General features: G+C 29.8%; 20 protein-coding genes and 6 tRNA genes. 10 read left to right on the forward strand and 16 right to left on the reverse strand.

Going from position 1 to position 20,096, the window contains the following annotated elements; genetic code table 11:
• Nucleotides 1-162: 162 nt before the first annotated feature.
• The 16 genes from L8W64_RS04600 to tig all read right to left on the reverse strand — a co-directional run bounded on the left by L8W64_RS04600 (nucleotide 163) and on the right by tig (nucleotide 11,214).
• Complete coding sequence (locus L8W64_RS04600) at nucleotides 163-801, reverse strand: hypothetical protein (RefSeq protein WP_263672955.1); 639 nt, start codon at nucleotides 799-801, stop codon at nucleotides 163-165.
• Nucleotides 802-999: 198 nt separating this feature from the next.
• Nucleotides 1,000-1,084, reverse strand: a tRNA-Leu gene (locus L8W64_RS04605).
• Nucleotides 1,085-1,089: 5 nt separating this feature from the next.
• Nucleotides 1,090-1,166: transfer RNA gene (locus L8W64_RS04610), tRNA-Arg, on the reverse strand.
• Nucleotides 1,167-1,193: 27 nt separating this feature from the next.
• Nucleotides 1,194-1,270 (reverse strand) — tRNA-Arg (locus L8W64_RS04615).
• Nucleotides 1,271-1,273: 3 nt separating this feature from the next.
• Nucleotides 1,274-1,350: transfer RNA gene (locus L8W64_RS04620), tRNA-His, on the reverse strand.
• Nucleotides 1,351-1,362: 12 nt separating this feature from the next.
• Nucleotides 1,363-1,440: transfer RNA gene (locus tag L8W64_RS04625), tRNA-Pro, on the reverse strand.
• Nucleotides 1,441-1,528: 88 nt separating this feature from the next.
• Nucleotides 1,529-2,251: a TerC family protein gene (locus L8W64_RS04630; protein WP_263666675.1), complete on the reverse strand. Its 723-nt coding sequence runs from the start codon at nucleotides 2,249-2,251 to the stop codon at nucleotides 1,529-1,531.
• Between the two features lie 43 nt (nucleotides 2,252-2,294).
• Complete coding sequence (gene purN, locus L8W64_RS04635) at nucleotides 2,295-2,867, reverse strand: phosphoribosylglycinamide formyltransferase (RefSeq protein WP_263671507.1); 573 nt, start codon at nucleotides 2,865-2,867, stop codon at nucleotides 2,295-2,297.
• Complete coding sequence (locus L8W64_RS04640) at nucleotides 2,858-4,204, reverse strand: NAD(P)H-hydrate dehydratase (protein WP_263672956.1); 1,347 nt, start codon at nucleotides 4,202-4,204, stop codon at nucleotides 2,858-2,860. The genes purN and L8W64_RS04640 overlap by 10 nt, the downstream gene beginning before the upstream one ends.
• On the reverse strand, nucleotides 4,188-5,528 hold the full coding sequence (rmuC, locus tag L8W64_RS04645; protein ID WP_263672957.1) for a DNA recombination protein RmuC: 1,341 nt from the start codon (nucleotides 5,526-5,528) through the stop codon (nucleotides 4,188-4,190). The genes L8W64_RS04640 and rmuC overlap by 17 nt, the downstream gene beginning before the upstream one ends.
• 2 nt (nucleotides 5,529-5,530) lie before the next feature.
• Nucleotides 5,531-6,217, reverse strand: a complete 687-nt coding sequence (locus L8W64_RS04650; RefSeq protein WP_133318989.1) for an NYN domain-containing protein — start codon at nucleotides 6,215-6,217, stop codon at nucleotides 5,531-5,533.
• An 8-nt stretch (nucleotides 6,218-6,225) separates the two neighbouring features.
• The gene (locus L8W64_RS04655; RefSeq protein WP_263661623.1) at nucleotides 6,226-7,734 is read right to left on the reverse strand and encodes a YifB family Mg chelatase-like AAA ATPase; all 1,509 of its coding nucleotides are present in this window, start codon (nucleotides 7,732-7,734) and stop codon (nucleotides 6,226-6,228) included.
• Nucleotides 7,731-8,255 (reverse strand): peptide deformylase, encoded by a 525-nt coding sequence (def, locus tag L8W64_RS04660; RefSeq protein WP_220566472.1) that lies wholly within the window; start codon nucleotides 8,253-8,255, stop codon nucleotides 7,731-7,733. The genes L8W64_RS04655 and def overlap by 4 nt, the downstream gene beginning before the upstream one ends.
• Nucleotides 8,252-9,292 carry a GGDEF domain-containing protein gene (locus tag L8W64_RS04665; RefSeq protein WP_133318992.1) on the reverse strand — a complete coding sequence of 347 codons (1,041 nt, stop codon included), beginning with the start codon at nucleotides 9,290-9,292 and terminating at the stop codon, nucleotides 8,252-8,254. Before L8W64_RS04665 ends, def begins: the two co-directional genes overlap by 4 nt.
• 12 nt (nucleotides 9,293-9,304) lie before the next feature.
• On the reverse strand, nucleotides 9,305-9,895 hold the full coding sequence (gene clpP, locus L8W64_RS04670) for an ATP-dependent Clp endopeptidase proteolytic subunit ClpP (RefSeq protein WP_012662167.1): 591 nt from the start codon (nucleotides 9,893-9,895) through the stop codon (nucleotides 9,305-9,307).
• A complete protein-coding gene (gene tig, locus L8W64_RS04675) occupies nucleotides 9,895-11,214 on the reverse strand; it encodes a trigger factor (protein WP_263672958.1) in 1,320 nt (439 codons plus the stop codon). The genes clpP and tig overlap by 1 nt, the downstream gene beginning before the upstream one ends.
• 109 nt (nucleotides 11,215-11,323) lie before the next feature.
• Here tig and folE point away from each other — a divergent pair, with 109 nt between their 5' ends.
• The 10 genes from folE to L8W64_RS04725 all read left to right on the forward strand — a co-directional run bounded on the left by folE (nucleotide 11,324) and on the right by L8W64_RS04725 (nucleotide 20,020).
• A complete protein-coding gene (gene folE, locus L8W64_RS04680) occupies nucleotides 11,324-11,896 on the forward strand; it encodes a GTP cyclohydrolase I FolE (protein WP_133318995.1) in 573 nt (190 codons plus the stop codon).
• Nucleotides 11,896-13,203: a flagellar protein export ATPase FliI gene (gene fliI, locus L8W64_RS04685; protein ID WP_220566469.1), complete on the forward strand. Its 1,308-nt coding sequence runs from the start codon at nucleotides 11,896-11,898 to the stop codon at nucleotides 13,201-13,203. The genes folE and fliI overlap by 1 nt, the downstream gene beginning before the upstream one ends.
• A 56-nt stretch (nucleotides 13,204-13,259) precedes the next feature.
• Complete coding sequence (locus L8W64_RS04690; RefSeq protein WP_133318996.1) at nucleotides 13,260-13,748, forward strand: hypothetical protein; 489 nt, start codon at nucleotides 13,260-13,262, stop codon at nucleotides 13,746-13,748.
• Nucleotides 13,749-13,801: 53 nt separating this feature from the next.
• On the forward strand, nucleotides 13,802-13,981 hold the full coding sequence (locus tag L8W64_RS04695; protein ID WP_133318997.1) for a putative motility protein: 180 nt from the start codon (nucleotides 13,802-13,804) through the stop codon (nucleotides 13,979-13,981).
• 79 nt (nucleotides 13,982-14,060) lie between these two features.
• Nucleotides 14,061-15,206: a hypothetical protein gene (locus L8W64_RS04700; RefSeq protein WP_133319187.1), complete on the forward strand. Its 1,146-nt coding sequence runs from the start codon at nucleotides 14,061-14,063 to the stop codon at nucleotides 15,204-15,206.
• A gap of 126 nt (nucleotides 15,207-15,332) precedes the next feature.
• Entirely contained in the window at nucleotides 15,333-16,511 is a 1,179-nt protein-coding gene (locus L8W64_RS04705) for a NifS family cysteine desulfurase (RefSeq protein WP_263672959.1), read from the forward strand.
• Between the two features lie 11 nt (nucleotides 16,512-16,522).
• Entirely contained in the window at nucleotides 16,523-17,494 is a 972-nt protein-coding gene (locus tag L8W64_RS04710) for an iron-sulfur cluster assembly scaffold protein (RefSeq protein WP_220566466.1), read from the forward strand.
• An 85-nt stretch (nucleotides 17,495-17,579) separates the two neighbouring features.
• A complete protein-coding gene (gene nhaA, locus L8W64_RS04715; RefSeq protein WP_263672960.1) occupies nucleotides 17,580-18,740 on the forward strand; it encodes a Na+/H+ antiporter NhaA in 1,161 nt (386 codons plus the stop codon).
• Nucleotides 18,737-19,891: a Na+/H+ antiporter NhaA gene (nhaA, locus tag L8W64_RS04720; RefSeq protein WP_263672961.1), complete on the forward strand. Its 1,155-nt coding sequence runs from the start codon at nucleotides 18,737-18,739 to the stop codon at nucleotides 19,889-19,891. Before nhaA (L8W64_RS04715) ends, nhaA (L8W64_RS04720) begins: the two co-directional genes overlap by 4 nt.
• Before the next feature lie 54 nt (nucleotides 19,892-19,945).
• A tRNA-Glu gene (locus tag L8W64_RS04725) sits at nucleotides 19,946-20,020 on the forward strand.
• Nucleotides 20,021-20,096 lie beyond the last annotated feature (76 nt).

Consider the following 20,096-nt stretch of genomic DNA (forward strand, 5'->3'; position numbering starts at 1 on the left):
GAGTTAAATTTTAGTAAAACACAAAACAAGTAATACTATAACTTTAACCAAGTAATTCCATAGCATCTTTGTATACACTAACTAGCGAAGCTAAAGTAACAAAAGCACCGATAATTAATTTTTTCTTTTATTCTCTTTTATTTTTTCCTTTTTATATCCTTCTTAATTTTGCTCAATATGCAAAATATCAACAAGATTTTCTATTTGAATTTTTAATTCTTGATGTTGCTCTAAAATATTATAATAATGAAATATAATTTTCCATATTGTGTGTTTTTGTTGGTAGTTATAATGTATTGGGTTGCTAAAAAAATATTTCAAATTAAAAACATAAAAATCTTTTTTAATATCAATAACATCATGGTAGTTTTCTTTATCTATAATACTTGAAGTCAAATTCAAATAATACTCGATTTTCTCACGATAAGCCAAAGAAAGTGCAAACATAGTCATTGTATCTTTAAATTTACTTTCACAATTGTTAAATTTAGCCTGAAACAAAAAGCCTTTTTCTGAAAACACAACTTTAATATCTGGATTATCATAACAATTTGATTTATCTATTTTTAATGTAAAACTACCTCTTAATAGTTGCGATATTTTACCATCATTCATATTTTCATCAGTATAAGCAACTATATAATCTATCACACTTTTTTTAAATTGACAATACTCTTGACCTACGAAAACTCCATCTTTTATACATATAATACATATATCAAAAATTTTATATATTAGTATTGTACCTTTGGCATAATTTTGGTCTTCTATATTGGTATAAATTTCTAAATTTTGCGCCAAAAAGATATGAAAAAATCCTTTAGCCTTGTATCTTTTTTAAATTTATCCTTGCAAAAATTTTCGATAATTTTAACTTGATATATATTTACCATGATATCTTCCTAATATTTGCAATATATTTTAATTTAAAATATTATTATTGTGCAACTAAAAATAAATTATATATAGGTTTTCATATTTGAGTAAAATCTAAATTAGTGGTGCGGATGAAAGGACTTGAACCTTCACGCATTGCTGCACCAGATCCTAAGTCTGGCGTGTCTGCCAATTTCACCACATCCGCAAAAGTGGTACGCTCAAGAGGATTCGAACCTCTGACCTACGGCTTAGAAGGCCGTTGCTCTATCCAGCTGAGCTATGAGCGCAAAAAAATAAAAGTAACAATAGGCTTATGGTGCGCCCGATAGGAATCGAACCCATAACCTACAGATCCGAAGTCTGTCGCTCTATCCAGTTGAGCTACGAGCGCTGATGGGGTGAGTGATGGGAATCGAACCCACGACCCTCAGGACCACAATCTGATGCTCTAACCGACTGAGCTACACTCACCATTTATAAAAATGGTCGGGGTGAAAGGATTCGAACCTTCGGCCCCTTGGTCCCAAACCAAGTGCGCTAACCAGACTGCGCTACACCCCGATGTATAAAAATAAAGCGTTATTTTACATAAAAAAATATTAAAAGTCAAGATAAACAAGAATATTTAGCATAAAAAATGCTAAATATTTTAAGAATTATTTGTTTGTTTTTTTTGTGAAATAATGTTTAAAATTTCAACTACCAAAGAAAAGGCCATAGCTACATAAATATAGGCCTTATCTATATGAATATCAAAACTTTCACATACTAAAACAAAACCTATCATTACTAAAAATGCCAAAGCTAAAATTTTAATGCTTGGATATTTTTCTACAAAATCTGCAATTGGCTTAGAAGCAAAAAGCATTACTAATACTGCAATAATAACAGCAATAATCATAATCTCTATATCTTGAGCAATACCCACAGCAGTAATAACACTATCTAGAGAAAATACTATATCTATCACAGCTATTTCAGCAACTACAATCCAAAGTTTATTGCTGATTTTTATATTACTTTGACTTTCCTCTTGATGTGTTATACTTTCTTTGATTTCTTTGATAGATTTAACTATCAAAAACAAACCTCCAAGCAAAAGCACCAAATCCCTACCTGAAATTTCATTGCCTAATATACTAAATAAAGGTGTAACAAGTTTCATAACCCAAAACAAAGACAATAACAATAAAATTCTAGTAATCATCGCAAAAGCAAGGCCTAAAACTCTACCCTTATCTCTATGTTCTGGTGGTAATTTAGAAACCAAAATAGCCAAGAAAATGATATTATCAATCCCTAGCACAATCTCTAAAGCTGTAAGCGTAAGCAACACTACCCACGCATCCACACTAAAAATCCACTCAAACATTTAACTTCCTTAAAATAAAAAGCGTAATTATAATGATAAAAAATTAATCATTTTCAAAAATTTCAACAATAGTTGCAGGTAAAATTTCATACTCTAATTTATGAATTTTATCTTCAAATTCTTCAAAACTTAGTTTAGCTTTTTCAAACGCCTTTTGAGCAATGATTTTACCACCATCAAGCTCTTCATTAACCCAATGCACGCTAACACCCGCAACTTTCATATCGCTCTCATAACTTTCTTTGATAGCATGAGCACCTTTAAATAAAGGAAGCAAAGAAGGATGAAGATTAATAGCTTTTATATTTTGAGTGAAAATAGGACTTAAAATTCGCATAAATCCTGCTAAGATGGTCAGATCTGCTTGACTTTCTTTTATAATTTTTACTAATTCTGCATCAAATTCTTCTCTTGAAGTAAATTTTTCATGCTCTATAATTTGAGTATTAAGGTTATATTTTAAAGCTCTTTGTATACCATAAGCTTCTTTTTTATTGCACACGCATAAAACCACTTCAAAGGTATTTTTACCAAAAGTTTTTTTATGTAATTTTGCTAAAATATTTTCCAAATTACTTCCATTACCACTAAATAAAATTGCTAATTTTATAAGCATTTTAACCCCTTTATCAATTTTAAAGCATCAAAACTAATTTTGTTTTTCTTATAATTTTTAGCTACTAAAGCATGAGCTAATACTGCATTTTTAGCAGCCTCTAAAGCATTAAATTTAGATCCAAGCAAAGCTGCTATCATACCACTTAGCACATCCCCGCTTCCACCTTTTGCTAAAGCTTCATTGCCACAATTTACTATAAAAAATTTTTCTTTTTGAGCAATAATAGGATTAGCTCCTTTTAATACCAAAACACATTGAAATTTAGAACTAAACTTTCTTGCATAAAAAAAGCGTTTGTTTTGAATTTCTTCTACGCTTATATCCTCATTAAAACAAAGTTTTAAAAGCATACAAAATTCTTTAGGATGAGGGGTTAAAACAACATCTTCTCTAGCAAGATATGAAAGTAAATTTTCACTTTGAAAGCAATTTGCGTCTAAGACTAAAGGAATGTTTTTTAATCTTTCATCTTTTAAAATACTTAAATCATCAAGTCCCATACCTATAGCAGCTGCATTTATTTTGCTTTCAATATCATCTTTTAGCATAATCAAAGGTGAAAAACTTTCTTTAGCCACTAAAGATACAAGTCCTGCTCCAAATTCTAAAGCACCAAGTCCTGCTAGAGTACCTGCACTTTTATTTGCAAAAATATAAATATGGCCAAAATCGCCTTTATTTGAGTTAATCTTTTTTGTAATAAGTTTTAAATCTTTTTTTTCTAGTAAAAAACTTGAAGTATTTTGCATATAAGGTTTTAAACCCAAATTTGCAATTTTAATTTTACCCACAAATTCTTTTGCAAAATCTTCTAATAAAATTTCTTTAATCACTCCCATGCAAAGAGTGTAATCAGCCTTAAAACATAGCTCTTGTCCAAGCCCGCTAGGAACATCACAAGCTATTTTTAAAGCCTTACTTTTAGCAATTTTTTTAAAAATTCTTTGTAAATTTTCATCTAAAGCTTTATTTAAACCACTCCCAAAAATACAATCAACAATGATGTCAAAATCTTTAATTTTAGGTTCTTTTTTTAAAAATTTAAAACCTATATTTTTTAAAATTTGCTCTTGCTTGATAAACATTGTATTTTTTTTATATGGCATAACAAAAGCAAAAGCTTTTTTTAAATGCCTTATAGCCACAAGTCCATCAGCTCCATTTCCACCAGCACCAAGCAAAAATAAAATTTTAGCATTTTTTATGTTTTTACTTTTTTTCTTAATCAAATTTGCAAGCTCTATGCCTGCATTTTCCATCATTAAAAACTCATCCAAACCTTTTTCAATAAGCTTTTTTTCATAAGAAATATTATCTTTAAATACTGCTTTCATCGCTCATCTCACATTTTATAAATTTTTGAGTTTTAGCGCCTAGCTCTTTAAGCTTTATCACTCTTGAAGCGATATTTCCACTTCCATGAGTAAGCTTTGTTTGCATATTATCTACATTTGAATTTAATCTTTTAACATTTTCTTTGATTTTTTCAAAATCATCCAAAACGCCTGCAAATTTATCATGAAATTTACCCAGTTCATCAAAAGCTTTTAAGATATTTTCATTGCTTTGTATATTTTTCCATGAAATATTTATAGTATTTAATGCCATAAAAAGAGTGTTTGGTGTAGTTAAATAAACCTTTTTTTTATAAGCGTATTGATAAATTTCAAGATCTACATTTAAAATCAAATCTAGAATATTTTGATAAGGTATAAAAAGCAAAACAAACTCATAAGTGTGTTTATCATACTGCATATAAGGCTTTTTAGCTAACTCATCAATCCTTGATTTTAGATTATAAGCCAAATCAAGACAGGCATTTTTACTAATATCTTCAAAACTAAAATCACTTGGTAGAGAAAATTTTGCATCTATAACTATACTTTTTTGTTTATCTAAAAACACAACCGCATCAGGAATGTAAGTTTTACCCTCATCTTGAAATCTCTCTTGCAATTTATACTGCACACCCTCTACTAAACCACTATTTTCTAAAACTGATTTTAGTTGTAATTCTGCAAAATTACCACGAATTTTTTTATCTCCTTTTAAAATTTTAGCTAGCTTATCTGCATTTTCTCCCATATTTTGACTAAATTTAAACATATGATCAATTTGTGTTTTAATGCTAACTTCATTTTGACTGAGTTTTTCACTATATTCTTTAACACTTTTTTTCACAGGCAAGAAAATTTCTTCTAAGATTTTTTTTGTATCTTCATTGAGCATAAGTTTGTTTTGATTTAAAATACTAGCATTTTGTTTTTGGAAATTTTGCTCTAGCTCTTGTTTTAATCCCGCCAAACTTTGTTTATATTTTTCTTCTAATTTTATTAAGGTTTGAGTGTATTCTTCTTTTAAATTTGCACGCTCTTTTAAATGCATATTTAAAAGTTCTTGTTGAGTTTGTTCTTTTTGTGCTAATTTTGCCTCTAAAGCTTCATTTTTAGATAAATACGATATTTTTTCATCTAAAAGTTTGGAATTTTTTTCCATAAGTGCAGTTTTTTCAAACTCTAAATTAGAAAGTTGATTTTGCAAAGTCATATTGTTTTGATTTAAAAATTCTAACTTTACTTTTTCTTTCTGACTTTTAAATACCACCCATACAAAAGCTAAAATTACAACAGCCAAAAAAGCTATTAAGATATTTTCCATTTTTAAGCCTTTGCTTTTTCAAGGAAATAAATATTTTTCTCATTTGCTTCTTTAAATTGTTTCATCTTTGGTAAAAGTTCTTTCATCAAAGCTTTGAAATTTTTAAAGCCGAAATTTTGTGGAATAAAATTTGCATGTTTTCTGTTCATATTGGTACGAATTTGAGCATATTCTGCGCGACCTTTTTCTTCTATCAAAGCCTCTGCGATATTGATTAAATCTTTGATATATTCTTTTTCAATTATGACTTTTGTTTTTGATTTATCTTGATCTAAATAAAAGAATTCACTAAAGGAATTCACATAAGATTTTACAGCTTGCTTTAAACCCATGCCTATAACTTGTTTTTTATTTTCTTTTAGCTTCTGTATCAAACTAGTATAATCACTATCGCTTGATACAATAACAAAAATATCAATATCTTTTTCATAAAAAACACTCATAATATCAGTAATTAAATACATATCACTTGAATTTTTATTAGCTAAAAAATTAAATTGTTGCATAGCAATGATAGAATATTGTGCGATTTGTTCTTTCCAATTTTGTATATTTTTTTGAGTCCAATCTCCATAAATTCGCTTTATAACAATTTCTCCATAATCAGAAGCAATACCAAAAATCGATTTTGCGTATTTTGAAGGAATATTTTCCGCATCTATAAAAATTGCTATGCTTTTATTTTCCATTTTTGCTCCTAAATATTTCTCATTCTAAAACTTAATGCTTTTAAAATATGAGTTTTTAAAATCAACTCACTTTGCTCTAAATCTGCAATGGTTCTTGCTACTTTTATAGTTTTATTCACCCCTCTTTGAGAAAGATTATATGAATTTATAGCCTTTTGCAAAATTTCATTAGCAGAAGACTCTAAAATACAAAATTGTTTCATCTGCTCATCATTTAATTTAGCATTAAACTCTTCTTGCTGTCTTTGTTTTTGAAATAAAAATCCTTTAAATACCATCTCGCTCATTTGCTCTGATGTTAAACTCATTTTATCCTTATGTGAAATTTCATCCATAGCCACATAAAGATCAATCCTATCTAAAATTGGAGATGAAATTTTGTTTTTATATTTTTTTATTTCTATTTCTTGACAACGACAATTTTGATTTTTAGAAAATAAATTTCCACAAGGACAAGGATTTTGCGCACAAGCAAATAAAAATTTAGTTTCATAAATCACTTTGGTATTAACTCTTGAAATAAGAATTTTAAAATCCTCCAATGGCTCTCTTAAACTTTCTATGATTTGTTTTGAAAAATGGGGAAACTCATCAAAAAACAAAACTCCTCCATTTGCAAGTGCTATTTCTCCTATCTTGGCATTTTTAGTTCCTCCACCAAAAATACTAGCCCTAGTACTTGTATGATGAGGACTTCTAAAAACCCTACTAGCGCTAAAATCATCATCTAAAGAATTTAATGACTTATAAGCGTTTTGAGCTAAAATTTCTTTCAAGCTTTGCGGTGGCATGATAAAAGGAAGTCTTTTAGCACACATACTTTTACCGCTACCTGGACTACCTTCAAATAAAATATTATGCATTCCTAAAGCTGCTATTATACAAGCAAATTTAGCATTTTCTTGGCCTTTAACTTCCTTAAAATCATAAGGAAAGCTAGTGTTTTTTATATATTTTTCCCCATTAAATTTTATAGCATTTTCAAATAAAGGATGAGCATTGCATATATGATAATTCTCATATTTTTTTTCTTTAAAAAAATCTACAGCCTGGGCTAAATTTTCTAAAGCATAAATTGTTAAATTAGGTATCATTGAAGCTTTTTGTGCTATGGCTTTTGGTACTACTACTTTAGCATTTTGTATTTTTGTACTTAAAAAAAGCAAGATAGAAAATAAACTAGCAGTGCTTTTTATACTCCCATCTAATCCAAGTTCTCCAAAAACAAAAAAATCATCTAAAATTTCTTTTTGAAATAAAATCAAAATTGCAATAGCTAAGTCAAAATGAGAACCATTTTTAGGAATATCCGAAGGACTTAAGTTGATAGTAATTTTTTGTGCCGGAAAGCTAAAATTCTGACTTAACAAAGTTGCTTTAATTCTTTCAGTGCTTTCTTTGATGGTAGAGTTTGCAAGACCCACTATGCTAAAGCCTGGCAAGCCTCTTGTGAAAGTTGATTCTACATCGATGATATCAAGTTCTGTAGAAAAACTTGCACATTTTAGCTTTTTCATTTATTCTTTTTGGATTTTTTCTTAAAGTCTTTATCAAATTTTTGACGCTTTAAAAAAGAAAGTTTTTCTATAAATAAATGTCCATCAAGATGATCAACTTCATGTTGGATAGCTACTGCTAAAAACTCATGTGCTTGCAAACTTTGTGGTTTGCCAAATCTATCTTGATAATCAAGTTGTATATTTTTATAACGCATTACATCTTCATAAAAGCCTGGTATGCTTAAACAACCCTCATTACAAGAAATTCTTTCATCATCTAAAGGTGTTATAATGGGATTGATGATTTCTAAAAGAGTTTGTTTGTCTTCTTTTTGCTCACCTTCTTCATCACCAATATCTACAAGTAAAGCTCTAATTGGCACATCAACTTGGATAGCTGCCAAACCTACACCTTTATTAGCTATCATTGTTTCATACATATCATCTAAAAGTATATGTAAATCTTTATCAAAATTTTCTACTTTTTTTGATTCTAAAAATAATCTTGGATTAGGATAGGTAATTATCTTTCTTATCATTTTTCTTTTTCCACTATTACAAAAGGTTCTAAATTTTTTCCCGAGTCTTTTAAAGCTTCAATGCATTTTTCTATTAATTCTTCACCTTTGCTGTCACTATTAACTGCACTAATAGCAACCTCCACATCTGCTTCTATTTCTTTATCTGCTAAGAAAAAATTTGAATTTTCTAAGGATTCTAAAATTTTATTACATATTTCTTGTGCTTTTTCTAAATTAGTATGAGAGATCATTATAGCAAAAATATTATTTCCACAATGTGCTACTATATCACTTGAAGAAACATTTTTACTAAAAATTTTACAAACACTTTTTAAAAAGGCATTTTTCTCTTTTTGAGTATAAGTTTGCTCTAAAATTTCCTCTTTTACTCTAAAGAATATCAAAGAAGTATAATAATTATATTTAGCATTACTCTCTATGCTTTTTTCCAAATTTTCTAAAAAATATTTTTTATTAAAAACTCCAAATTTAGAGTCAAAATCACTCTGCTCTTCTATATGTTTATAAGTCTGTCTAACCTCATCAAAATTTTCTTTAATCTCATCTGAATACTTATCTAAAATGCTAGAAAATCTTGAAAGGTCTGTTTCAAGGGCATGGATTACATTAGAAACAGCTAAATTTCCTGTACTAATAGCAAGTTCTGAATTACGCCTTTTTAGCATATCTTTAACTGTTTCAAGATGCCTATAAATCATGGCAATATATTGCAATAATGCCGAAGTAGAATTAAAACTTTTCTTTATTTCTTGTTCTATATTTGCACGCTTAAGACCATCATCATTTTGCTCAAATTCCATAATCTCACCAACTTTTTTCTTAAAAGCTCCTGGACGCTCTTCAAGCATTTTTTGAAAATAAACCCCATAATTAGTAGGAGTTGGAGGCACATTATCTTTTACAAGTTCAGTTAAAATAGATTTCGCAAATTTCTCAAATTCGCCTCCACTAATTTTTTGAATTTTTGGAGCTTCTTTGGCTGGAGTTGGATCGCTATTTAAATTTAAATCAGCAAATAAATCATCATCTAGCATTGCTTTGTTTCCTTATTTAAAACTTTTTTCCAAAACCTTATCGATTAAGCCATATTCCTTAGCCTCTATAGCACTCATAAAAAAATCTCTATCGGTATCTTTTTCTATTTTAGAAAGTTTTTGCTTAGTATTTTTTGCCAAAATATCATTTAAAATCGCTTTTAATCTTAGAATTTCTTTTGCCTGAATTTCTATATCTGTTGCTTGTCCTCTTGCACCACCTAGTGGTTGGTGGATCATAATTCTTGAATTTGGCAGAGCAAATCTTTTCCCTGGAGCACCACAACTAAGCAAAAATGCACCCATAGAAGCAGCTTGACCAATACAAATAGTACTTACATCAGCTTTAATATAATTCATCGTATCATAAATACTAAATCCACTTGTCACAACCCCACCTGGTGAGTTAATATAAAGATAAATATCCTTTTGAGGATCTTCAGCTTCTAAAAACAAAAGCTGTGCCACGATAGAAGCAGCAAGATCATCATTGATCTCACCACTTAGCATGATAATCCTATCTTTTAAAAGTCTTGAGTATATATCATAACTTCTTTCGCCTCTGCTTGTTTTTTCAACTACATAGGGTATATATGAACTCATTATTTTTCACTTTCTTTTTCGGTTTTCTTTTTATCATTTTTTTTAAAAATATCAGCAAAAAGTTTTTCTTCAATTAAAGACATTTTAATAGCAGGTAATGCACCTTGCTTTTTATAATTATCTAAATGTTCTTGTGGGTTAAAACCATATCTATAAGCTTCAAAATAAATTGCTTGGATTAATTCTTGATCGCTTACTGTAACATTTCTAAGTTTTGCTAGCTCGTCTATAATGAAAGTTAATTTTACGCTTTTTTGCGCATCTTCTTTGAAACTCTCTCTTTTTTCTTTATATTTAGCCTCATCTTTAAATTCTTTTAATTCCTCTTCGCTTAAAGTTCTTAAAGAGCTTCTAAATTGCATATCTGTTTCTTGCTCTACTATATTTCTTGGTAAAACAAAGTCAAACTTAGCTACTAAAGCTTCTGCAAATTGATTTTTAAGCTCATCATTAATAAGTTTAAAGATTTTTTCATTTTTTAGTTGTTCTTTTAATTTTGCGTCTAATTTTTCAACACTTGGCTCTTTTTCTTCAGGAAGTAAGTTTTTTAAAAGCTCTTCATTTAATTCAGGTAATTTAAGTTCTTGAATTTCATGAATTTTTACTTTAAATACCGCATCTTTTCCTGCTAAATGTGCTGCACCATATTCTTTTGGAAAAGTTACATTAATATCTTTTTCCTCGCCTGCCTTTAAACCAATCATACCTTCTTCAAATCCTGGTATAAATTGTTTTGAGCCAATCTCTAAAACATAATTTTGAGCTTTTCCACCATCAAAAGCTTTACCATCAACAAAACCTTCAAAATCAAATTTAGCAAAATCGCCTTCTTTTAAAGCTCTTGCCTCTTTAATCGCTTCAGGAGTAGCAAATCTTTTTAATAATTCTTCTTTTTTTGCATCAATTTCTTTTTGAGTTACTTTTGGTGTATTATAAGTTGGAATTAGTTCTTCATATCCATCTAATTTTACTTCTGGCTTAAAAGATAATACCATTTGAGCTTCAATATCGCCATCTTTTCTATCAAATTTTTCAAAATATGGCTCACCTACTAAATCTTTAACCTCTTTTTTAACTTCTTTTAAAGCACCATCTACAGCATTTCTTAAAAGATCTTGCTCCGCATCTCTTGTAAGCTCTTTTTCATATCTTTTAAGTATAGCAGCAACAGGAACTTTTCCTACTCTAAAACCATCCATTTTCATAGTTTTAGACGCTTTTTTAGCTAATTTTTCAACTTCTGCTTTAATAGCTCCTTGAGCAATTTTCACAGTAGCATTTGCATTTGCAAAATCAATTAGTTTTGCTGTAACTTCCATAATATTTTCCCTTTTTAAATAAAATTTCTTGATAATATACCAAAATTTTCCTTATCACTTTATATAAAAATAAAAATATGTTAAAATTTTAATTTTTGATGGAGAAAAAATGCAAGAAAAATTTGAACAATCAGTAAAAAATATGTTAGAAATTATCGGGGAAAATCCGCAAAGAGAAGGACTTTTAAAAACCCCTACAAGAGTTTTTAAAGCTTTTGAATTTTTAAATAGTGGTTATAAACAAGATCCAAAACAAATACTAAATGATGCCTTATTTGAAAGCTCAAACAATGAAATGGTTTTAGTAAGAGATATAGAATTTTATAGTCTTTGTGAACATCATCTTTTACCTTTTTTTGGGCGCGTACATGTTGCATATATACCGGATAAAAAAGTCGTAGGTCTTAGTAAAATTCCACGCCTTGTGGAAGTTTTTGCAAGACGCTTGCAAATTCAAGAACAACTCACAGAACAAATCGCAGAATCTTTAATGGAACATGTAGGTGCAAAAGGTGTTGGAGTAGTTATTGAAGCAAGACACATGTGTGTTGAAATGCGTGGGGTGCAAAAAGCAAATTCTACTACTAGCACTTCAGCACTAAGAGGTAGCTTTTTAAAAAGTGAAAAAACAAGAAAAGAATTTTTCACTTTAATTAACTCGGCAAAACAGGTTAGATTTTAATGGGTTTAGAAAAACTTCGTAGTAAAATTGCTTCACAAAATCTTGCTAGTGTTTTTGGTCAGATTACTAAAATTTCAAGTACTAGTATAGAAATAAATGGCTTAAAAACTAGCATAGGTGATATCATTAAAATAGTTTCTAGTGAAGATGAGAGTAAAGAAGCTATGGCTATGGTGGTAGAAGTAGATGAAAATTTAAGCTATTTGAGTCCTTTTGGTTTTGTGGAAGGTTTTAAAATAGGCGATCGTGCTTTTATTAACGATGCAGGTATGCAAATAGGAGTTAGTGATGAACTTTTAGGAAGAGTAGTCGATCCTTTTATGCGACCAAAAGATGGTAAAGGACCTATTGAGGCAAGTAAATTTATGCCTATTATGCGAGCACCTATTGATGCAATGAAGCGAGGTTTGATAGAAGAAGTTTTTCCAGTAGGTGTTAAAACAATAGATGCACTTTTAACTTGCGGGGTAGGACAAAAGCTTGGGATTTTTGCAGGAAGTGGGGTTGGTAAATCAACTCTTATGGGTATGATAGTGAAAAATTCCAAAGCTCCTATTAAAGTTATAGCTTTAATAGGAGAGCGCGGTAGAGAAATTCCTGAATTTATACAAAAAAATCTTGGTGGTAAACTTGATGATACTGTCATCATCGTTGCAACAAGTGATGATAGCGCGCTGATGAGAAAATACGGAGCATTTTGTGCTATGAGTGTGGCTGAATATTTTAAAGAACAAGGTAAAGATGTGTTATTTATCATGGATAGCGTAACGCGTTTTGCTATGGCTCAAAGAGAAATAGGTCTTGCCCTAGGTGAACCACCTACAACAAAAGGTTATCCGCCAAGCGTTTTAAGTCTTTTACCTCAGCTTATGGAAAGAACAGGAAAGGAAGAAGGTAAAGGCACCATAACAGCTTTTTTTACCGTGTTGGTTGATGGGGATGATATGAGTGATCCAATAGCTGATCAAAGCAGATCTATCCTAGATGGGCATATAGTGCTTAGTCGCGAACTCACTGACTTTGGAATTTATCCACCTATAAATATACAAAATTCAGCCTCAAGGGTTATGGGGGATATTATCAGTGATGAACATAAGCTAGCTGCTAGAAAATTTAAGCGTTTAAATTCTTTGCTTAAAGAAAATGAAGTGCTATTGCGTATTGGTGCTTATCAAAAAGGCACCGATAAAGAACTCGATCAAGCTATTGCTAAAAAAGATTTTATGCAGCAATTTTTAAGTCAAAATCCTGAAGAAAGTTTTGAATTTGAAGATACGATTAATATGCTTAAGATGATTGATACATAATAGTTGGAATATTTTTTGCTTTTTTTGATAAAAAAGTCATGAAAAAAGGATAGATCATGTCAAATATAGCATTTTTAGATCATCAACAAAGCTTAGGTTTAAAATATACCGATATTTGTCAAAATATTTTTGAAAGAGAAATTTTTACACATATGTTTTTAGAATGCATAAGTTTTGTTTTACTAGAAGATAAAGCAAAATTAAAATATTTAAAAATTATCGCTTCAAAAGAAGATTTTATAATCGAATTTAAAATCAATAATCAAAAAAAATCTTTTATTATTAATAATAAAAAAGTTCTAAATGAAGAATTCAGTGCAAAAAGAATGACTCAAGATGAATATGAAAGAGAAGTGGCGAGAATTTATCAAATCGAAAGATATTTAAAAGCCCAAAATAATCTTCAAAATTTTTCTAATGAAATTAGCACTACAATGAAAAATCTTTTTAAAGATATGGATGAATTTAAAAATTATATCGATATGCTTGAAGCAAAAGAAAACACCCACAATCATTACTTATCAAAAATTTATAATATAGCTTAATATTTACCAAACTTTGCCGATAATACCTTTGATCCAAACAAAAGGAGTATGTTATGGGCGAAGTTACAAACAATCAAGCAAACTTAATGCTTAACATTGCAACTACTATGATGAAAAAAACCATAGAAGTTAATGAAAATGCAGTAATGCAAGTACTTGAAGGCGTAAATGCAAACCCTGCTCCAACTACTACTCCTACTGCTAGTTCAGGATTACTTGACATTTACGCTTAAAATTTTTCTCTTCAATTCAAAAATTTTGGCATAGCTTTTGCTTTTTAAAAGTTAAGCAATATTTTTGAAGAGAAGAGTTATGTTTGTAAATTCTAATGTTAATCCGTATCAGAATTTTGCAAATTATCCTTTTGCAAAAACTGGACACATAGAAGAAAAAAAAGAAAATACTAATATTAAAAGTGATTTACTTGATATCAATGGTTCTAATTTAGACTATAAAATTACTTATGCAAGTGAATTTGGTTTTAGAATCAATGAGCAAGGTTTTTTTGAAAAAGATCTTAATAAAGCAGCTGCTTTGCCTCTTGATTATGATATTAATATAAAAAGTATAAGAGAAATTTCAAAACAACTTATAAAGCTTGATGAGAATTTAAATTATAACAAAATAGATTTACCAAGACTTTTAAACACTTATCACAACACATTAAAAACTATAAATCCACAGTTTCAAAACAATGACAATGATTTTTTAAGTAAAGCTCAAATTTCAGAGTTAAATCAAGGTTATAGTTATACTTATGAGGGTAAAATTTTAAAAGTTTATGAAAATGCTAAAAATTTACAAAATGCAAAAGAATCAAATAAAAATTTAAACACCTTAATGCTTGATAATAAAATAGGTGATTTTGCGTTTAACGCAAGCATAGAAAATACAGCTAGTAATCCTGTTATCAAACCTTATTTAAATAAACAAGGGGAGGTTTCTAAAAGTGGATTGCTGCTCAATTATATTTATCATGATTTAAAAGAACAAAATCACAATAAAGCTAATTTTTTTCTATCGCCTATTGAGTTGGATATGTCCTCTAGTGTAAATTTTCAAAAACTCATGAGAGGTCAAATGAGTATGCAAGATTATATTAATGAAAACAACAAAGAAAAAATGAGTTTTGATTTATATTTATATATCAATGGAGTAGATAAAAACAACACTTCAGAAGATAAGCTTTCAGTTTTCTTTCAACAATATATTAACTATCAACATAGCATTAACATGAAAGAATTTGCCAATTCAAGTTCTATTTATAGTCTTTATAGCGAGCAAGTTAGTAAAGAAATTGAAGTTTTAAAAGAAGAATTCAATCAAAACAATCCTAATATTGATCTTGAAAAAATCAATACTCAAAAAGAACTTTTAGATACTCAATTTTTAGAAAATAGAAAAAAACAAGCTAGTATTAACAAAATTTTACATTCTTATTTAAATGCTATGGCTTAACTTGTGCTAAAATAATAATGTAAATTATTACACAAGTTAAAAACTTACTTGATTTAATATTAAATTTAATATTTTAGTGTATATTAACAAAAAAGATAAAAATTATCCTAATTAAAGGAGTATAATTTGAAAGTATATTTAGATAACAACGCAACAACACAACTTGCACCAGAAGCTTACGAGCTTATGAAGCCTTTTTTAAAAGAGCATTTTGGAAACCCAAATAGCCTTCATCAATGGGGTAGTGCAACCCATCCTGCCTTAAAAGAAGCTATGGATAAACTTTATGCAGGACTTGGGGCAAGTGATTTAGATGATATTATTATCACTTCCTGTGCTACAGAAAGTATCAATTGGGTGTTAAAAGGTGTGTATTTTGATAAAATTTTAAATAGCGATAGAAATGAAGTAATTATTTCTAGCGTGGAACATCCCGCAGTAGCTGCTAGTGCTATGTTTTTAAAATCTTTAGGAGTAAAAGTCATAGAACTTGGTGTTGATCATGAGGGTGTTTCTAGCGTAAAAGATTTAAAAGAAGTTATTTCAGATAAAACTGCCCTAGTGAGTATTATGTGGGCAAATAATGAAACTGGTATGATTTTTCCTATAGAAGAAATGGCTCAAATTACTCATGAATACGGAGCGTTATTTCATACTGATGCAACTCAAGCTGTTGGGAAAATCAAAGTTAATTTTGCAAAAGCTGGAGTTGATTTTGCTTCATTTTCTGCACATAAATTCCATGGTCCAAAAGGAGTTGGTGGGCTTTATATTAAAAAAGATATAGAACTAACTCCACTTTTACATGGTGGTGAGCATATGGGTGGCAGAAGAAGTGGAACTTTAAATGTGCCATATATTATAGCAATGGCAGAAGCTTTAAGAATTGCAAATACTATGCTTGACTTTGAAAATTCACACATTAGAAAATTAAGAGACAAACTAGAAGATTTAATTTTAGCAATGCCTGATACAAGCGTAGTTGGAGATAGATCAAGAAGAGCTCCAAATACAATTTTAGCAAGCATTAAAGGCGTAGAAGGTGAAGCTATGCTTTGGGATTTAAATAAAAATGGCATAGCAGCAAGCACTGGATCAGCCTGCGCTAGTGAAGCACTTGAGAGCAACCCTATCATGGAAGCAATTGGTGCTGAAAATGATTTAGCTCATACTGCCCTAAGACTTTCTTTATCTAGATTTAACACAGAAGATGAAATTGATTATACAGCAGAGCAGATAAAAAAAGCAACGCAAAGACTTAGAGCAATCTCAAGTACTTATGCGTATAAGCCTGAAAATATTTAAAGGATAAAAAAATGGCAAAAAATAATTTAATTGGCGGATCTATTTGGGATGAGTATTCTCAAAAAGTACAAGATAGAATGAATAACCCTCAACATATGGGCGAATTTACACAAGAAGATGCACAAAAAGCAAATGCAAAACTTATTATTGCAGATTTTGGAGCTGAAAGCTGTGGTGATGCAGTTAGACTTTATTGGCTAGTGGATGAAAAAACAGATAAAATCATTGATGCTAAATTTAAAAGCTTTGGCTGTGGAACAGCAATAGCAAGTAGCGATACTATGGTTGATCTTTGCATAGGTAAAACCGTGGATGAAGCTGTTAAAATTACAAATTTAGATGTTGAATTTGCTATGAGAGATAATCCGCAAACTCCTGCGGTTCCACCTCAAAAAATGCACTGTTCGGTTATGGCTTATGATGTTATCAAACAAGCGGCGGCACATTATAAAGGAGTCAATCCTGAAGACTTTGAAGATCAAATTATAGTTTGTGAATGTGCTAGAGTAAGCCTTGGAACTATCAAAGAAGTAATTAAACTAAATGATTTACATACAGTAGAAGAAATCACACAATTTACAAAAGCAGGAGCTTTTTGTAAATCTTGTGTTAAGCCTGGAGGACATGAGAAAAAAGATTATTACCTTGTAGATATTTTAGCTGAAACTAGAGCCGAAATGGAAAGAGAGAGATTAAAAGATCAAAGTAAAGCAGATATTGCTTTTGATGATATGACCATGGTTAAACAACTAAAAGCAGTAGAGGCTGTTTTAGATAGCGATGTGCGTCCGATGCTACACGGAGATGGTGGGGATTTGGAAGTAATTGATATACAAAAAAGTGAAAGTAAAAATATAGATGTATATATACGCTATCTTGGAGCTTGCAGTGGTTGCTCAAGCGGAAGTGGCGCAACTTTATATGCCATAGAAAATATCTTACAAGAAGAACTTAGTCCAAATATACGCGTTATACCTGTTTAAGCAGTTTTTCTGCTTAAACTTTTAAATTTCAAGCCTTTTTATGTTAAAATAACGCATTAATTAAAAATTTAAAAAGGCTATTTATATGCAAAGACTTCAAACCTTTGTTAAAAGCGAAACTTTTCCGGGTGTTTTGCTAATATTTTTCACTTTACTTGCATTAATTTTACAAAACAGCTCTTTAACAGATCAATACACCAACTTTTTAAATATTCCTTTTGGGTTTCAAGCAGGAAGTTTAGAAATTTTCAAACCTTTGCTTTTATGGATTAATGATGGACTTATTGCAATTTTTTTCTTTGCCATAGGGCTTGAATTAAAGTATGAAGTAACAAGAGGACAGCTAAATAGTATAAAAGCTATGTCTTTACCTGTATTTGCTGCACTTGGTGGTATGATAGTACCTGCATTGATTTTTGCATTTTTTAATTATAAAGATGCTTTTGCTTTGCAAGGTTGGGCTATACCAACAGCAACTGATGTGGCTTTTGCAGTAGGAATTTTAATGCTTTTAGGTAAAAAAGTACCTACTTCATTAAAATTATTCTTGCTTTCCTTGGCTATTTTTGATGATTTGGGTGCGATTATTGTGATTGCTTTATTTTACACAAGCGAGCTTTCAGTATTTGCTATGATTGCTGCTTTGGTATGTATATTAGTACTTTATCTATTAAATCATTTTCATGTTACTAAAAAATCCTTTTATATCATTATAGCTATAGTATTTTGGATAAGCATGCTAAAAAGTGGAGTGCATGCAACTTTAGCGGGTGTGATTACTGCTTTGTTTATACCACTTGAAACAAAAAATGGAAAATCTTTTTTAAAAGAAATCGAACATGATTTAGCACCTTGGGTAAGTTATTTTATTTTACCTATTTTTGCCTTTGCAAATGCAGGTGTTGATTTAAAAGATATGGATCCAAGCTTTATGTTTTCTTCGGTTAGCTTAGGTATTATTTTAGGTTTATTTTTAGGAAAACAAATAGGTGTCTTTTTATTTTCATATATTAGTATAAAACTAGGCTTAGCAAAACTTCCGCAAAATGTTAATTTCAAACAACTCTATGGAGTTTGCATACTCACAGGTATAGGTTTTACCATGAGCTTTTTTATAGATGGCTTAGCTTATCAAAATAGTGATATTTTTGCATATTCGGACAAGCTTGCTATTTTAATAGCCTCTTTGTTAAGTGCTGTGATTGGCTATGTTTATTTAAAACTCATTTATAGTTTCAAAAAATGAAATTTAAAAACCTCCAAAGCTTTTTATCTCTTGAAATTTTAGGAGGATTGTTGCTTTTAATAGCAACAATCTTTGCTTTATTACTCAAAAATAGCCCTTATGGACAACACTATATGAATTTTTTAAGTGTAGAAATGGGTATAAAAATAGGAGCTTGGGAGCTTTTTAAACCTTCTTTGTTATGGATTAATGATGGGCTGATTGCAATTTTTTTCTTTGCAATAGGACTTGAATTAAAAAAAGAATTTGTTCAAGGAGAATTTAAAACTCTTAGCAATATTACTCTACCCTTAATAGCTGCTATAGGTGGTATAGTAGTACCTGCTTTGATATTTTGTGCTATTAATTTTAATGATACTTATGTTTTAAAAGGTTGGGCTATACCAACAGCAACTGACACTGCATTTGCTCTAGTTATACTTGCAATGCTAAAACAACGCATACCAAGCTCTTTAAAAATATTTTTAGTTTCTTTGGCGATTTTTGATGATGTAGGAGCTATTTTAATCATTGCTATTTTTTATACAGGTGAGCTTTCAACTTTGGCTTTTTTTGTTGCCTTTTGCTGCATTGTTGGCTTGTTTTTACTTAATCGCTTAGGTAATGAAAGAAAATCATTTTATTATATACTTGGTGCTCTGCTTTGGTTTAGTGTATTAAAAAGCGGAGTACATGCGACTTTAGCAGGTATTATTACTGCTTTATTCATTCCTGTATATACAAAAAACAATCATGCTTTATTAGAAGAAATTGAGCATGGGTTAAAATTTTGGATAGCTTTTATAATATTACCACTTTTTGCTTTTGCAAACGCAGGAGTTGATCTTTCTAAAATAGAATTTCATATGCTTTTTAGTGGTGTAAGCATGGGTATATTTTTGGGACTTTTTGTTGGAAAACAACTAGGTGTATTTGGCTTTGCCTATATGGCGATTAAATTCAAACTTGCAAAACTACCAAAAGATGCAAATTTTAAACAACTCTATGGAGTTTGCATACTCACAGGTATAGGTTTTACCATGAGCTTTTTTATAGATGCTCTTGCTTATGAAGTGAGTGATATATTTAATTTTGTAGATAACTTTGCAATCTTACTAGCCTCATTAGCTTCTGGTGTATTTGGCTATTTTTACCTGCGTTTTATTAAATAATTAAGCTTTTTTTAAATTAAATAAGATATAATTTCATTTCTTATTTAATGTTTTGGCCCATTCGTCTAGCGGTTAGGACATCGCCCTTTCACGGCGGTAACACGAGTTCGAGTCTCGTATGGGTCACCACTCTTTTAACTCCTAAATAAAAATAGCATAAACAATAGTTTCAATATTTAAGCTTAATATAAATTTAATATATCAA

Source organism: Campylobacter sp. IFREMER_LSEM_CL1097, from assembly GCF_025772225.1.
Taxonomy (GTDB): domain Bacteria; phylum Campylobacterota; class Campylobacteria; order Campylobacterales; family Campylobacteraceae; genus Campylobacter_D; species Campylobacter_D lari_D.